Source organism: Coriobacteriia bacterium, assembly GCA_013336165.1.
Lineage (GTDB): Bacteria > Actinomycetota > Coriobacteriia > Anaerosomatales > JAAXUF01 > JAAXUF01.
The window spans coordinates 1-13773 of the sequence record JAAXUF010000018.1 but is presented as its reverse complement, the minus strand read 5'-3'; the positions used below and the strand labels follow the sequence as shown (position 1 = coordinate 13773).

20 protein-coding genes are annotated in these 13773 nt (G+C 58.0%); 1 reads left to right on the top strand and 19 read right to left on the bottom strand.

Annotated elements, in window-relative coordinates; translation table 11 throughout:
- Nucleotides 1-77: 77 nt before the first annotated feature.
- The 3 genes from HGA39_09225 to HGA39_09215 form a co-directional block, all read right to left on the bottom strand.
- Nucleotides 78-803 (bottom strand): SHOCT domain-containing protein, encoded by a 726-nt coding sequence (locus HGA39_09225; GenBank protein NTW29524.1) that lies wholly within the window; start codon nt 801-803, stop codon nt 78-80.
- Between the two features lie 96 nt (nt 804-899).
- Nucleotides 900-1517, bottom strand: coding sequence for a DUF1963 domain-containing protein (locus HGA39_09220; protein ID NTW29523.1), 618 nt, complete (start codon nt 1515-1517; stop codon nt 900-902).
- Between the two features lie 128 nt (nt 1518-1645).
- The gene (locus tag HGA39_09215) at nt 1646-2314 is read right to left on the bottom strand and encodes a hypothetical protein (GenBank protein ID NTW29522.1); all 669 of its coding nucleotides are present in this window, start codon (nt 2312-2314) and stop codon (nt 1646-1648) included.
- Nucleotides 2315-2500: 186 nt separating this feature from the next.
- On the opposite strand from HGA39_09215, the gene HGA39_09210 reads away from it, so the two are divergent.
- A complete protein-coding gene (locus HGA39_09210; GenBank protein NTW29521.1) occupies nt 2501-3085 on the top strand; it encodes a hypothetical protein in 585 nt (194 codons plus the stop codon).
- Nucleotides 3086-3211: 126 nt separating this feature from the next.
- Here HGA39_09210 and HGA39_09205 read toward each other — a convergent pair whose 3' ends face one another.
- From HGA39_09205 to HGA39_09130, 16 genes are all read right to left on the bottom strand, one after another.
- Nucleotides 3212-3958: a suppressor of fused domain protein gene (locus HGA39_09205; protein NTW29520.1), complete on the bottom strand. Its 747-nt coding sequence runs from the start codon at nt 3956-3958 to the stop codon at nt 3212-3214.
- Between the two features lie 54 nt (nt 3959-4012).
- Nucleotides 4013-4624, bottom strand: a complete 612-nt coding sequence (locus tag HGA39_09200; protein ID NTW29519.1) for a hypothetical protein — start codon at nt 4622-4624, stop codon at nt 4013-4015.
- 96 nt (nt 4625-4720) lie between these two features.
- Nucleotides 4721-5377, bottom strand: a complete 657-nt coding sequence (locus HGA39_09195) for a hypothetical protein (GenBank protein ID NTW29518.1) — start codon at nt 5375-5377, stop codon at nt 4721-4723.
- A 161-nt stretch (nt 5378-5538) separates the two neighbouring features.
- On the bottom strand, nt 5539-6159 hold the full coding sequence (locus tag HGA39_09190) for an RDD family protein (protein NTW29517.1): 621 nt from the start codon (nt 6157-6159) through the stop codon (nt 5539-5541).
- Between the two features lie 143 nt (nt 6160-6302).
- Nucleotides 6303-6881, bottom strand: coding sequence for a hypothetical protein (locus HGA39_09185; GenBank protein ID NTW29516.1), 579 nt, complete (start codon nt 6879-6881; stop codon nt 6303-6305).
- Nucleotides 6882-7276: 395 nt separating this feature from the next.
- Nucleotides 7277-8119, bottom strand: a complete 843-nt coding sequence (locus tag HGA39_09180) for a hypothetical protein (GenBank protein NTW29515.1) — start codon at nt 8117-8119, stop codon at nt 7277-7279.
- Between the two features lie 153 nt (nt 8120-8272).
- Nucleotides 8273-8698, bottom strand: a complete 426-nt coding sequence (locus HGA39_09175; GenBank protein ID NTW29514.1) for a putative toxin-antitoxin system toxin component, PIN family — start codon at nt 8696-8698, stop codon at nt 8273-8275.
- Complete coding sequence (locus HGA39_09170; protein ID NTW29513.1) at nt 8695-8982, bottom strand: type II toxin-antitoxin system Phd/YefM family antitoxin; 288 nt, start codon at nt 8980-8982, stop codon at nt 8695-8697. Before HGA39_09170 ends, HGA39_09175 begins: the two co-directional genes overlap by 4 nt.
- Before the next feature lie 155 nt (nt 8983-9137).
- On the bottom strand, nt 9138-9995 hold the full coding sequence (locus HGA39_09165; GenBank protein ID NTW29512.1) for a hypothetical protein: 858 nt from the start codon (nt 9993-9995) through the stop codon (nt 9138-9140).
- 93 nt (nt 9996-10088) lie between these two features.
- Nucleotides 10089-10469 carry a type II toxin-antitoxin system VapC family toxin gene (locus HGA39_09160; protein ID NTW29511.1) on the bottom strand — a complete coding sequence of 127 codons (381 nt, stop codon included), beginning with the start codon at nt 10467-10469 and terminating at the stop codon, nt 10089-10091.
- Complete coding sequence (locus HGA39_09155; GenBank protein NTW29510.1) at nt 10466-10672, bottom strand: AbrB/MazE/SpoVT family DNA-binding domain-containing protein; 207 nt, start codon at nt 10670-10672, stop codon at nt 10466-10468. The genes HGA39_09160 and HGA39_09155 overlap by 4 nt, the downstream gene beginning before the upstream one ends.
- Before the next feature lie 176 nt (nt 10673-10848).
- Entirely contained in the window at nt 10849-11370 is a 522-nt protein-coding gene (locus tag HGA39_09150) for a hypothetical protein (GenBank protein NTW29509.1), read from the bottom strand.
- 128 nt (nt 11371-11498) lie between these two features.
- Complete coding sequence (locus HGA39_09145) at nt 11499-12245, bottom strand: suppressor of fused domain protein (GenBank protein NTW29508.1); 747 nt, start codon at nt 12243-12245, stop codon at nt 11499-11501.
- 96 nt (nt 12246-12341) lie between these two features.
- Nucleotides 12342-12797, bottom strand: coding sequence for a hypothetical protein (locus HGA39_09140; protein NTW29507.1), 456 nt, complete (start codon nt 12795-12797; stop codon nt 12342-12344).
- Between the two features lie 109 nt (nt 12798-12906).
- Entirely contained in the window at nt 12907-13410 is a 504-nt protein-coding gene (locus HGA39_09135; GenBank protein NTW29506.1) for a hypothetical protein, read from the bottom strand.
- Nucleotides 13411-13511: 101 nt separating this feature from the next.
- Nucleotides 13512-13773, bottom strand: a 262-nt coding sequence (locus tag HGA39_09130; protein NTW29505.1) for a suppressor of fused domain protein, incomplete at its 5' end; no start/stop codon positions are given.

The following is a 13773-nucleotide window of genomic DNA, read 5'->3' as shown; positions in this document are numbered from 1 at the left end:
CCTCTTGGCGTTCTGCTCGATGCCTTTGTTAGGTGGGCCCGTACGCAGCCTGCTATTCAGACCGCATGCAAAAACGCTCAGAACGCAGCTTGGGATTGGTTTCGCGAGAGAATATCCCACTTCTTCATGTTGAATTCCGACTCCGAGAGAACCCCGCTGCGATGAAGTTCGTAAAGCTGTCGCAGTTGCTCAATAGCCTGCTCTTGCGCGCTTGGACGCTTGCCAAGGAACAGATCTTTCGCCCTTTCCCAATCTGACTCCGATATGGCCCCTTGCGACCTCAGGGCAGCCAGTTTGTTCAATTCATCTGCAACCGTGGGTACACCTGCCGCCGAGTTGGCGTGATAGGTCATTGCACGCTCAACGGCCGCCCGCATCTCAAGTGCAGTCGTGAGGTCATAGACCTTAACGATCAAGCTGTTGCCCGATGACGGACAGATGTGTACCTCGCGCTCAAAGATGAAGACAAAGATACAAAGGACAGACGCGAGAAAGGCAAGTACGCTTGCTAGAAGAAGGGGACCAAAGACACAAGCACCGGAACCACCCATGAGACCCGAGAGCAAGAGGCCCATGAACAGCAGCATGACTCCAGCGCCTGCCATCTTCAGCGACTCGACGATAAGAACGGTGCGGCGCCCGAGTATCTCCACGGTCGTGATGGTCGAAACGGGATACACCCTGCTTCCCGACGAGATCTTCATACCTGTGACTTTGAGCTGCTTGGACGAATAGAACACCGGCGTAGAGTCGATATCCATCCCTGCGACATAGCGACCAGTGACCAACGCTCCCCCCTTCATGTGCCCCACCTAACGTCTGACGTTTGAGCAGCGGGCGCGCCGCTCTCGAAAGAGTAGCGCTTTCGCCGTCTGCTCGAAACGTTTGTTAGACGCGGCTCAGTAGCACTGCCAAGACAATGTCCATACGTCAGTGCTCCCAAGAACCGTGCCTCGTCCGATGTAAGCGACCCCTTGGTCACCCCATGACCAGTTTGCCTTTTCTGTGGAGTCAATCTGGAATACGTACTCAGGTCTTGCCGGATGCTGACTGAAAGGAGCCCAGCAGATCTCCGACTGTACGAGCGTGGGCCAGCCGCCAAGTTTAAGACCCCCCGAGTTCGTGAACAGCACTTCGTACTGGTCTGCGATGTCCTCCGGCAGCTCGATGGGCACGTCGTCCCAACACGGGAAGTCATCATCCACCACTCGAGCAAACAGCGGGAAAGGTCGCACGGAGAAGGAGCCGGGACTGGGGAGCGGAACCAGGGAGTCAAGATCGCGATATGTACGAACAAGCCAACCTTGCCCGTTGGCGGCCCCGTCAGGGAGATCCTCCTCATCCACAAAGACCGCAATAGCGTCGATGTCTTCGAGATATGGTGGCCGGAAGGGCATCTCTTTCAGGTTGAGCTGGCAGAGTGGCACCATGGGGCGGCCATTCCAGAAAGGCCAGTCCTCCCCTGGGGCACAAATGCCAACATGGCCGAACCAGCTTGCGTCCGCGTTCTCCGGCAGCCGTGCTCCGCCGAGGTCGAGCACTACAGCTCGACGACGCAATCTGTTGCCAATCTCGTCCACCAACGACACCTCCCTGCGTCTAACGTCTGAGGCATGAGCAGACGCGCATACCCTCGCAGGTCAGTTTAACTCTTGGCGTTCTGCTCGATGCCTTTGTTCGACGTGTCCCAACTAGCCCTCTCTTCAGCTGGCTCCGAGGCAATCGCCTCATCAAACAGGTGCCGACGGCGCGCTCCCGTGCTCGCGGCCGCCCATGCGAGCTTGATCTGCGTGGCGTACCACGGGTTCTTGCGCCGGGCCACACGCAGCAGAAGCCAGAAGGAGACGAGACCGAACAAGGCAAGGCCGAACACCACGGCCGGAGCAAGAGAAAACACGCGGCTGGCAGGATAGCCGCTCAGAGCGAGCATTCCTTCCAGATATCGCGTCCACAGCAACACGCCCAGCGGCGCGCCAATGGCCAAGACAACCGAGATGACGGTGTTGTACGGCACCATCAGCATCACGCGTGCGTCAGGCAGGCCAGCGCGCGGCGTCAGAGCACATTGCCTAGCTTTCACATAGCCGCGCCAAGTCCAGTCCACTGCAGTCTTCCAGCCGATCGAAAACCAAGCGCCCAGAATGAAGGGCCAACTGAACGTCAGCATCACTGGTGGGCTGGCAACCATCGCGGACAGCGCCAAGCCAAGGCAGATGGCAGTAGCGATCGTCCAAGGAAGAGATTCCTGAACCGCCCGCACCCTCCCCAGCAGTGCAAATGCAAGAGCCAGCACCAATGCAACAGGAAAGACCATCGCGCTCCCCCTAATCGCGGTCAACCACTACGTCGAACGTCTGACGTTTGAGCAGCGGACGTGCCGCTTTCGAAAGAGTAGCGCTTTCGCCGTCTGCTCGAAACGTTTGTTCGACATACCCGATCACGATAACATTGGATGGAGGAAACACCACGCGAGACTGCGCACAGCGAAACGGGGGAACGCATGTCACCGGATGTTGCCAGCCAGATCCTACTCATGGCAGTGATCATATTCGAAGTTGTGGCCATCCTCCTTCTAAAGGCACGCGATGCCCTCAACCAGAAATCCGCACTTGTGACAACCGCGTTAAGCCTGATTGTCTTGTGGCTTGGCGTCGGAGCCATACAACGCTATTCCACGCTCGCGATGCTCGTCGCAGCCATCGCGATGATCTTGGCGCTCCTTGGACAGCTTGCCTTCTTCAGGCTATTCAGACCAGACGTATACCGTGCACCCGGAGGAGCTACCTTCGAAGGACTCTTGTGGGATGAACAAGGCATCCTGTCCGTCATTAGAGCCGAAGACCCCGCACGAATCGCTGGGCAACCAGACGAGCTGGCCGTCTATTCGGTCGCCGCAAAGCAGGTGTTCGCCGTTGGACGGCCGAAGTCATTGGCTGATGAGACCGCTCAAGTTGCCGGATCCCTCCGGGAAGCATTGGATGATGCCAATCTGGTCAGCAAAAGCGGAGCGCAGCGTGTAGCAAGAGCCTTAGTGAAGCTTGCGGCGAAATCCCCAGCGACAGCGCAGAACATCGAGAACGCCTAGCGGCGACGGCGGTAGGTTATGTCGAACGTCTGACGTTTGAGCTGCGAGCGTAGCGCTTTCAGAACGAAACGACTATTGGCGAGTCAGCTCGAAACGTTTGTTAGATGCGGCCGCGCTGACCCGTCATCAGAAGAGACCGAACCTCTTCTTGCGAGGCGGTTCCACTGAGCTCTTCCGATTGAGGTCCACGATGTCCAGTACATGCGCAGCATCAAAGGGATCGAGTAAAGCATCGACGCCCTTCTCCATTTTGAGAACCATCTCCGCCTCATGAATCAGGTAGACACAGAGTAGGGAGATACTCTGCCCATCGTCAGTCGGAATGCTCCACTTCGAATCAGGCAACGCTTGGATTGGAGGAAGCAGCAACGCACAACACAACCCGGTACCGGCCACGTAGGGCTCCGGCGGCTCATTATTGGGAATCGTATGTCCTACGGCCAGCCATGTATCGTACCGATGCGGTAGGCGCGCAAGAGTCTTGAGTAGAGTAATGGGCCAACCATAGCGCTCGGATCTGAGTGATTCTTCATCCAGCGGCCAATCACCCGGCAAGACAATCATGACCTCAGCGAGCGTGGGGATATCATGACCAGGCGGAACGTTCATCGGGCGATGGCTCATGCCGGTTGTGAACAGCACGTGCCGACTGGGACCCGTCTTCGGATCGATAAAGTGGACATCGATGTGCACCATGTCCGAAACCACTTCGTGCCAGATAAGGTCATTCGGTTCCCCGAGAGCAGCCGACATGTGTTTCACGACAGCTTCCGCATACGCGTCGTTGTATGAAGCCGGCCCAGAAACGCTTGCCTCCGGCGTGTGACGGAACACCGGATCTCCAGCCAACGTAACACCCTCTAGTTCAGACATAACCTCCCCTTCCTGCATCTAACGTCCAGCAAATGAGCAGCGAGGCTCACGCTGTCAGGTTACGACAATCTCCTGCGAGTCTGCTCGATTTGCTTGTTCGACCGCGACAGAGCCTAGTCCACCCCTGTTGAGAAGACTCTTCAGTCGCGAGCGGTACTGCTTCAGAATCTCGTAGTCCAGTACGACCCGATCTCCCACAGACGGGGGCGAGCACACGCCGGCTGCTGCCAACTTTGCGACTGCCCGTTTGGAGTACTCGCGCTCGCCGTGCGCAACGAGGTTCCGCATGACGCCGACTTCAACGATACCGAGCCGTTCGTCCTCACTGAGCCATCCAACACCCGCAGCCGACAGCAGTCTTTCAGCCCAGTCCTCGATTCCATTGCAGCCGACAAGGTCGTCTCGACTAAGCCGATCTGCGGCCGCGGCTTCAGCAAGAGCGTAGTAGAGCAGAAGCGCAGACGAGTAGAGAGGTCGCAAGTCCCGGAGGGCTGAGATATGTTGGTCAAGCGAAACGCGATAGAGAGTCCCCTGTGCCTCGAACTCGAGATTGGCAGCAATGGGGTTGAGTTGCAGCAACTCCTCCCACCGCATGGCCGCTGGCAGCAGTGTGAATCTGCTGCTCTCGAGGAAGCGCGTGATGCTCGCCCATTCATCCCAGATCAAGCTGACCCCCCGGTCGGTCGAACGTCTGACGTTTGAGCTGCGAGCGTAACGTTTTCAGAGCGAAACGACTATCTGCGAGTCAGCTCGAAACGTTTGTTAGGCAGAGGAGTCCCCGCCATCTGACTGCTCCGGCGGAGAGTCGCGGAGAGAGCGTCGCACGCGAGACAGTAGACGACGCAGTACCGTCCGCTTGTTCCGCCCCTTTGGCATGGGGAAAATGCCGGCGCTCTTGGTTCGTGAATCACCGGCGTACATCGCATCCCACCAGCGCTCACCACCTGCGATGAAGTCATCGAGCGGTACCTGAGTGCCGTCAGACGTGAAGACCAGTAGATCATCGAACCAAACCACCAGATCAAGATACCGGTCTGCTTCGTCTTGGAAGACCGAAATTGAGTGAGACAGACCCCCCGTCTCGCCCGAGGTCCAATCGAGACTGTAACGCCCCGCCATACTTGCTAGCGAAGCGTCGTCTGTATCGATGAACTCCCAGCCATAGATGGGTAGCCCTCCAAACCCCTTCACGACCTCAAGGAGTTCATTGAGTTCGAATCGTCTGGCTGGCGCACGGCAATCGTCCCAGCTGCCATCCCTCAACGAGGCGACAACCCGCCCAACAGGAGAGAAGATGATTTGTACACGCGGGTCAGCAGGGGGGTCGCCGTGATTCGTCAGGGCAAGCACAGAGAAGGTTGCAGCCGCCAGTCGCTGTTCCGGCAAGACCTCGAATCCGAGCAAAGTTGACTCGTTCAACGCCGTCCCGAGTCCTTGGCGCTGTTCGTCCCCGATGTCCAACCGACTACCCCACTTCTGCCTAACGTCTGACGTTTGAGCTGCGAGCGTAACGCTTTCAGAGCGAGACGGCTATCTGCGAGTCTGCTCGAAACGTTGGTTAGACACACCTCGCAAACGTGTTAGAAGAACAGCGACACGGCGATCACAAGTGAGTAGGCAAATACCACTGCGCACGTCACTCCGATGAATCTGCCAACGGGCCGTAGTTGCGAACGATGAACCGACCTGCGCCGAACCACGACCGTCTTCGCCCACTTGTCGCCGAGTCTCTGCTGACGATTCGTCTGTCTCATGGTGACGAACGCCGGCAAGGCGAAGAACAAAGTGTCGATGTAGAACGCGAGCGAACGACCCAGCGCCGAACCGGGGCTGCAGAAGCCGCCGTCTTGGCCAAGAACCGTCAGGCCAACGGCCATCTTGCCAGGCGTCGAACCGTGAAACCCCTCCGCCAACGTCCCATATGCCACGTTGGCGATCAGCGCCAAAACGAAGCTCAGCGCCGTCGTTTCGCCGAACCGCGCTGCCGCCGACGCATATGAAGCGCCCGTCATGACGGCCATGATGACCAATGCTGCAGCGACCACAAATCCGACACAGAAAGAGACGGCATACATGATAATCAGATCGATGAGCCGTGCTACCAGACGTATCCAGAACCCCGCGTACTCAAGCCTGTCCACTGGCGCTTCGTAGGCTGTCCGCACTGAACTGTCCGGCTGAACCTCTGCTCCTACTTCCATAGATCCCCCTCGCGATTCCGACGACCCCCGACATCTGGTTGTGTCTAACGTCCAGTGCTTCAGCCGCGAACGAGCGGCTTCATGTCAGCCTAGCGCGTGCGTGAGTCGGCTGGAAGCACTTGTTAGCATCGCAGGCGACTGACTCATGCGCGCTGTGCTCGCCCGCCCAAGACGCGTTCAATCGCGTACGCAACGCGAGGGTAGGAGTTCAGCCGGTCAGGATCGATGGGTTGGGTGCGGTGCGCCAGAGCGACCGAGACCGCAGGAGCGGCTGCGAGTGTGGCAGACCGGAATAGATACACGGGGATTGCTGAGATGAGCGCTGCATTCAGAAGACCGAATGCGAGAATCAGCAGAGTGATCACTGCGCTTGCGGTGCTGCCTGCAGCCGAGCGAGACATCCCGCTGGCCAAAGCGGAGTTGGCGACGAGATCGAACCCCTCGCCTATCAGCGGACGGACGAATGTCGCCTGTAGCGGAAGAACGGCAAGTAGCAGAACTAGAAGGCATATCACGGTGGCGACCAGTGCAAGGGCGAAACGGCGTACAGCAGCGCAGGCGTCCCCCTCCGCCCGAAGAAGCAAAGAGCTGTCAACAGCGGGAGCAGCGACGACCTTTACGCCGAAGAGCCGAGCCGCGCGCACCCATAGTGAGACTGGTCCGGCGAAGATGAGCGCCATTGACAGCCGCTCGATGGAGTCCATAGCCCCTGGTTCACCCACGATTCCTCCTGCTGGTGCTAACGTCTGGCGAATGAGCAGACGCGCATCCGCGTACTTGTCAGTCTAACTCTTGGCGTTCTGCTCGATTCGCTTGTTCTACACTTCTGGAGGGGTGATATCTACGGATATCACCCCTCCAAGGCACGAAGCACGGTGGGCACTTCCCTTATCACTCTCAGGTTGAACGCAATGGTGCACCGCGTTTCAGCCGGTTCCCTGCCGTTTGCTTCTTCGAAGAGCCGTATCACGTGCGAGCGAGTGCCGTGTATGTGTAGAACGTCTGACGTTTGAGCTGCGAGCGTAGCGCTTTCAGAGCGAGACGACTATTGGCGAGTCAGCTCGAAACGTTTGTTAGACATGTCGCGCTTGGGTTTCTAGCAGGCATGATGCTCCCACTACCCTGCCGTGGGCACATCGAACGCCATCGCCCCGAGATGAGTGCGAAGCGCTGTCGCTCTGTCCTGCACCAACCATTTTCTTACAATACCAGCGTCACTGACGCCTGCCGCACAGACTTCGTTGTCAGCGAAGCGAATCACGCCCATCCCCGGTGCGGCTGTCTCACGCTTTCGTGTACTTTTCTCGATCGCCCGCAGCAGTGCGGCGTGGTCCCGCATCAAGAGGAGGGCTTTGCTGTCAGCCTCACACACTCCGTTCGCGAGACGAGCCGACTCCCCGCCAGCGAACTCCAACCGGTATTTGAGGTGCAGCACGACTGCTAGGAGTTCAGCAGCCGTATAGGTATCGAGCATCCGCTCGTCAAACACATACATCGGCTCTGCATCCTGTGGGGCTCCGAAAGGACTGACGACACGACGGATGCCGTCAGCGTCTGGCTCGCGGTTCACGTAAGACACATCAGCGTCGACACGGTCGCCCACATCTACTGAACGGAGATACCCGAGACCGATGGAAGCTTCGCCGGTAAGCGCACGGTAGCCTGCGATAGCTTCGTCGAGCTGAGGCCACCGTGAACGAGGTATTGGATAGAATGTGAGAGCTCTGCTGGCCATACCCGCCTCTTCGCGAAGGCGCGCTTGGCGACGCGCGTACAAGACCGCAACAATCCCAATACCGAGCCCAAGCGCGAGCGGCCAGTAGACACCGCTCGACAGACAGAAACCGGCGAGCCGGATCATTCCGTAGACAAACCCGAGAATGAAGAGCGCCATGGCTTTCCGATCGCGTACGAGACGCTCCACTCGCGTATACAGAGACTCGCGCGGCACGTAGGCCATTTCGAAAACCCCTCCCCCTGAAAGTGTAAGTCCCGCGAGAATGTCACTCTCGCAATCGACTCGTCAATACCATGTCTAACGTCCAGTGTTTGAGCTGCGAGCGTTGCACTCTCAGAGAACGATAACCTCGTGCGAGTCAGCTCGAAACACGTGTTATGTGTCGCGGCCGACGCTGCGCACCCTGTAGCCAGCCAAGAACTCAATGGGTGCCACCACGTTCATACCTTGGCGCGCATCTGGCGGAAAGTGAATGAGATTCCCCGTCACAAGACATTCCGCGCCGCAGGCAAGAGCCACCTCTAGAAACGGCTCATCGGCCGGATCCGGCAGCCGCTGCCCCAGTGGAGAGGATGCCGTTGCATGGCCTCGATAGTCTATGTAGTCGAGCAGAGCGGCGACGGCGTCCTCGTCGAACCCGAACTTGGGACGGGCCAAGACATCCTCATACTCCGACAGAATGCGTGCATCAAGGCACAGTGTGATCTCCCCCGAGGACACCATGCGCACGATTTCACCGGGCGGTCCGAACGGCGAGAGTAGCCCCGACACGAGAACATTGGTATCAAGAACGATCCTCATTTGACGCGGCTCTGACGAACGGCAGCGATCTCCGCCTCGATCTCCTCTGCCGACAGCTTGTCCGTTCCCCGAGTCGCCGACTTGCGCTGCAAAGATGCGACCGCATCGACAGCGCGGGCCTGGCGGAATGCCGAGAGGGACTCCTCAAGGTTGGACTCGTTGACCGCCGCAAGGATGGCGACCGGTCGACCATTGCTGGTGATGACCATCTCGCGCTCGCCGGGCAGGTTCTTCCATACTTCAGCCGACTTGCCTCGCAGGTCACGTACACTGACAAACTTCATGATCGCGCCTCCAATCGTGACACTATTGTGTACACGCTTGTCGCATGTGTCAACCCTGAACGCGCTTGTGGCAAGCACACATAACGTCTGAGGCATGAGCGGCGGTCATGCGCTTACGAAAGCGTACCGCATTCGCCGTCCGCTCGATGCCTTTGTTAGGCCGATTCCCGTGACAGCCGACGCTTCTCTATCAGCCTCGCCACCGCATGAATCGTTGCGAGGTAGTAATAGAATGCCCAGCTCAACCAGATGGCCGGGTCGTAGTCCGTCTTCTGCTTGGCGTTGTGATGGCGAATACCGAAGTTGTTGGCAAGGTTGAAGATATCTGCTTCGTCGCTGGATTGAAGCACCGCCTTTGCCTGGGGCCTCAGGTACTCAAGTACGTCTGCCAGGTCTCGAACAGCGTCACGGCGTTCATCCATCGTGGATCCCCGTCGCCGGAATTTGTCTCGAGCGGCTGTAATTCGTGACTGGACCGCCCGCTCATCCCCTGGCGGAGCGGGCGCCTCTTCCAAATCGCCCAAACCTATCGGAGGAAGGGCCACTATCTCCCCTTGGGTCGTGAGTCGATAGCCGGAACCGTACTCCGTAAGGATCTCGTTGATGGCAACTCTATAGTCGTTCTGTCCCGCCTGCGCTTCGAATGTGCTGTAGTGCCAACCGCAGTTGTCCCAAGAATGGTAGTTGCCATCTACTCCTTTCGATACGCAGTCATGTAGCAGTTCGATCACATCAAAGAGATCGTCTTCTGAGTAGAACCCGATGAACGGCTCAAATGGCCACAGCGACTGCTTGCGCAGCTTACGAAAGAAGAATGCCTCGATGTCATTGCCAGCGGTTCCAGGAATCCATCCGGCGTCAACGCATTGCGTTCCGAAGACTTCCTGAAAGTAGCCGTCTTGCTCCAGCTGATCGAATGCTGCCAAGAAGAGCCGCTTGAGTCCATCGAAATCAAGCCGGCCGCCTGTTGGATGCTTGCCGGTGCGAACAGAGAAGTACTGTCGATCAGCCATCCACTCCCCCAATTCGGCCTAACGTCTGAGGCATGAGCGGCGGTCATGCGCTGCCTAAAGCGTAACGCTTTCGCCGTCCGCTCGATGCCTTGGTTAGTCCGACCTCTTCGCCGAGAACATCACCCCGTCGATGCCCGCGAAATGCGCATCCTGCGTCCAGAGCGTGGCATCGTGAGCGCGTGCCGTCGCAAGGATGATGCTGTCCGCCATCGGGATGCCGAGCGAGGCACTCAAGCGCGCGGCGGAAAGCGCAAGCGCTGCATTCAATTCAACGATCGTCCCCTGCTGCATGAGCGCGGCAACCTGCAGAGCTTCGCCTTCACCCCGCTGTTGATACACACGCTTGAACACTTCGTAGACGCTCACTGTCGGAACAACAAGTTCCTCAGTCGCCTCGATGGCGCCGGCGAAGAAGTCCGCTTCCGCGCTGCCCGCGAAATACTCAAGCCAGCCCGAAGAATCGACGACGTTCACAGCCGATCGTCCTCACGCGGCACATCCGTCGCGATCCCGCGCAGAAAGCCGCGCATCTCACGGGCGGAACGCAGAGGCACCAGTTCGACCCGGTCATCGTATTCAATAGCCTGGACCTGCTGGCCCGCGCGCAGCCCGAGGCTCTCGCGGATCACCTTGGGAATCACAACCTGGAACTTGGGCGAGATGGTGACAGTCGTCATCATGGACTCCTCATCGATATAGCGTTCGTACAACGTATAGCTTATCGACCGAGGCTGCGTAACGCAAGTGGGTTCATGGGTTCGGACTAACGTCTGACGTTTGAGCTGCGAGCGTAACGCTTTCAGAGTGAAACGACTATCTGCGAGTCAGCTCGAAACGTTTGTTAGGTGAAGAACTACCAGCTGTCAGGCCGCTCTGAATCACTCGCAGATCGATTGCGAGAAGGCTCATGCCTCGTTGCCAAGTTGCGTCTGCGCGCCGCACGCTTCACGAAGAACGGGAAGCGAAGCATCGCGATCAGGTAGTTCACGCCGATGAAGCAGAACCACGCGAACACCAGGAACGTGACCGAACCAAACATGAAGACTGTGCTCACCGTTGCGAGCAGGGCCGCCACGATAACTAGAGTGGAAACCATGGTCACGAATTCGACCGTCGATAGCCGATAATCAACCCGCAAGACAGGTCCGGGGACCACTTCTATCGTGCCGTTGCGAATCGGAACCAACAGGTTCCATCTCGAGATGAAGAACGAGCGAAAGAAGCCGCCACGAAACGAGATGACGTTCCCCTCGCGTACCACGTCCTTGGCCACGACGGCGTCAAGCTCTCGTTCAATTCCTGCCAACAGCGAATCGATGTCCTGCAGACCAAGAGAGGGCAACTCAACCGTGCCATTGATGTTGGTGGGAAACACGATTCAACCCCTCCCGCAGTTTTCACCTAACGTCTGACGTTTGAGCAGCGGACGTGCCGCTTTCGAAAGAGTAGCGCTTTCGCCGTCTGCTCGAAACGTTTGTTAGATGCGGCCGCGCGGACCCGTCATCAGAAGAGACCGAACCTCTTCTTGCGAGGCGGTTGCACTGAGCTCTTCCGATTGAGATCCACGATGTCCAGTACATGCGCAGCGTCAAAGGGATCGAGCAATGCATCGGTGCCCTTCTCCATCTTGAGAACCATCTCCGCCTCATGAATCAGGTAGACACAGAGTAGGGAGATACTCTGCCCATCGTCAGTCGGAACGCTCCACTTCGAATCAGGCAACGCCTGGATTGGAGGAAGCAGTAGCGCGCAGCACAACCCAGTGCCTGCCACGTAGGGCACAGCCGGTTCACCATTGGGAATGGTGTGTCCCACCCCCAGCCATGTGTCGTACTGATGCGGCAAACGCGCAAGAGACTCGAGCAGACCCAGCGGCCAACCATAGCGGTCAGATCTAAGTGATTCTTCATCCAGCGGCCAGTCCCCCGGCAAGACCATCATGACCTCAGTGAGCGCGGGGATATCATGACCGGGCGGGACGTTCATCGGGCGATGGCTCATACCAGTTGTGAACAGCACGTGCCGACTTGGGCCCGTCTTCGGATCGATAAAGTGCACATCTATGTGCACCATGTCCGAAACCACCTCGTGCCAGATGATGTCATTCGGTTCCCCGAGAGCAGCCGACATGTGTTTCACGACGGCTTCCGCATACGCGTCGTTGTATGAAGCTGGCCCCGAAACGCTTGTCTCCGGCGCGTGACGAAACACAGGATCTCCAGCCAACGTAACACCCTCTAGTCCAGACATAGCCCTCCCCTTCCTGCATCTAACGTCTGGCGAATGAGCAGACGCGCATCCGCTTTCTTGTCAGTGTAGCTCCTGGCGTTCTGCTCGATTCGCTTGTTAGGCAGGGACGGCCCATGGACAGGCAACATCAATCTCGCCATCCGGCTGAACCCAAAAGATGGCTACGCCCAAATCGCGAATCGCCGAGAGAGCCGGCTCCATAAGGCGGCGATGCAGGGTGTTTGACGGCAGCGCGATTCCGGCCCGGTCTAGCCCGCCGGAGCCGTTGCGTGAAATCGTCTTCAGAGCACGAAACGCAGCCTCCGAAACGTGAACCGAGGCTTGGGCTTGGTCAAACGGTCGGCCGTAACGCTTGCTTGTGACTAGCGCGCTAGTCGCCCCCTTGGCCTCAATGTACAACCGGATACCGTCCGGACGGCGCGCGATGATGTCATCACCTGTTTGGCGAGTCGTGAGCCTCTGCTCAATCTCCCAGCCCGTAGACCGCAGATAGCAGCACACGTGCTCAATCACGTCGTTCTCAGTCAGTGTGTCAGCTCCGACCAGCATCATTCGTGTCCCCATCCTCTGCCTAACGTCTAGGGCATGAGCGGCGGTCATGCGCCTTCAGAAGCGTACCGCATTCGCCGACCGCTCGATGCCATTGTTAGGCCGTGATCGCCTATCGTGCAATTTCCAGTTTCACGATGGAGCGACCAATCGAGTTTTGCGCCACAGAGTCGCCATCTACATAGGTCACTCTCACCTGCAAGCCCCCTCGGATGGGCCCGCCCCGTGACTGCGTGTGATTGAAGCCGGCGGTCAGTCCGTCGTCCGAGTACTCGAACAACACTCCCTGAACGGTGAAACGCTCATAGCCATCCTTGTGAGAGGCGTAGTCGTCGACTGTGCCTTCTGCGATCTGGGTGCGCCCCTCTCCGATCGCCTTGCTGAGATAGACGCGCTGGCCGACCATTCCCAGAACGACGAACGCCAGACAGAATGTCACGAAACCAAGAACCAAGCCTCGAAGGCCACGCGCTTGACGCGAAGAAATCGGGAAGATGGCGAAGCGGCGTTTGAGGAATATGATCCCGAACATGAAGGCCACGAACCCGACGAGCCACAGTAGAGGCATCCAAGATGGCGCGGCTCTCGTATAGTCGAAGATCGTCTCGTAGTGCATTCAGCCCCCACAGATAGATCGGTCTAGCGTCTGACGTTTGAGCTGCGAGCGTAACGCTTTCAGAGTGAGACGACTATCTGCGAGTCAGCTCGAAACGTTTGTTAGACCGAGCTAGGTCGATTCCATTCAAGCACATCGGTGTCCCAGTTCTCCCAACAACTCTCCAACTCATTGGCGCCGTGCGCATACACGAAATCACGCTCAGAGTCAGTGATTGGCACGGCAAGGAGCGGATAGATAGTCCTGTCTCCAAGGTCCACTCGCGTCAGAACGTTGTCTGGCCACTGAAACGGAGGCGTGAAGAGGACGTGCTTGACCGCGAGACCGGGTTCGCAGATCGAGATCATGTCTTCGAACACAACT

What these genes read in the sequence shown, in the direction of transcription:
- HGA39_09225 (NTW29524.1), bottom strand. Translation starts at nt 803, where the DNA reads ATGAAGGGGGGAGCGTTGGTCACTGGTCGCTATGTCGCAGGGATGGAT.
- HGA39_09215 (NTW29522.1), bottom strand. Translation starts at nt 2,314, where the DNA reads ATGGTCTTTCCTGTTGCATTGGTGCTGGCTCTTGCATTTGCACTGCTG.
- HGA39_09210 (NTW29521.1), top strand. Translation starts at nt 2,501, where the DNA reads ATGTCACCGGATGTTGCCAGCCAGATCCTACTCATGGCAGTGATCATA.
- HGA39_09205 (NTW29520.1), bottom strand. Translation starts at nt 3,958, where the DNA reads ATGTCTGAACTAGAGGGTGTTACGTTGGCTGGAGATCCGGTGTTCCGT.
- HGA39_09190 (NTW29517.1), bottom strand. Translation starts at nt 6,159, where the DNA reads ATGGAAGTAGGAGCAGAGGTTCAGCCGGACAGTTCAGTGCGGACAGCC.
- HGA39_09180 (NTW29515.1), bottom strand. Translation starts at nt 8,119, where the DNA reads ATGGCCTACGTGCCGCGCGAGTCTCTGTATACGCGAGTGGAGCGTCTC.
- HGA39_09175 (NTW29514.1), bottom strand. Translation starts at nt 8,698, where the DNA reads ATGAGGATCGTTCTTGATACCAATGTTCTCGTGTCGGGGCTACTCTCG.
- HGA39_09170 (NTW29513.1), bottom strand. Translation starts at nt 8,982, where the DNA reads ATGAAGTTTGTCAGTGTACGTGACCTGCGAGGCAAGTCGGCTGAAGTA.
- HGA39_09165 (NTW29512.1), bottom strand. Translation starts at nt 9,995, where the DNA reads ATGGCTGATCGACAGTACTTCTCTGTTCGCACCGGCAAGCATCCAACA.
- HGA39_09155 (NTW29510.1), bottom strand. Translation starts at nt 10,672, where the DNA reads ATGACGACTGTCACCATCTCGCCCAAGTTCCAGGTTGTGATTCCCAAG.
- HGA39_09145 (NTW29508.1), bottom strand. Translation starts at nt 12,245, where the DNA reads ATGTCTGGACTAGAGGGTGTTACGTTGGCTGGAGATCCTGTGTTTCGT.
- HGA39_09140 (NTW29507.1), bottom strand. Translation starts at nt 12,797, where the DNA reads ATGATGCTGGTCGGAGCTGACACACTGACTGAGAACGACGTGATTGAG.
- HGA39_09135 (NTW29506.1), bottom strand. Translation starts at nt 13,410, where the DNA reads ATGCACTACGAGACGATCTTCGACTATACGAGAGCCGCGCCATCTTGG.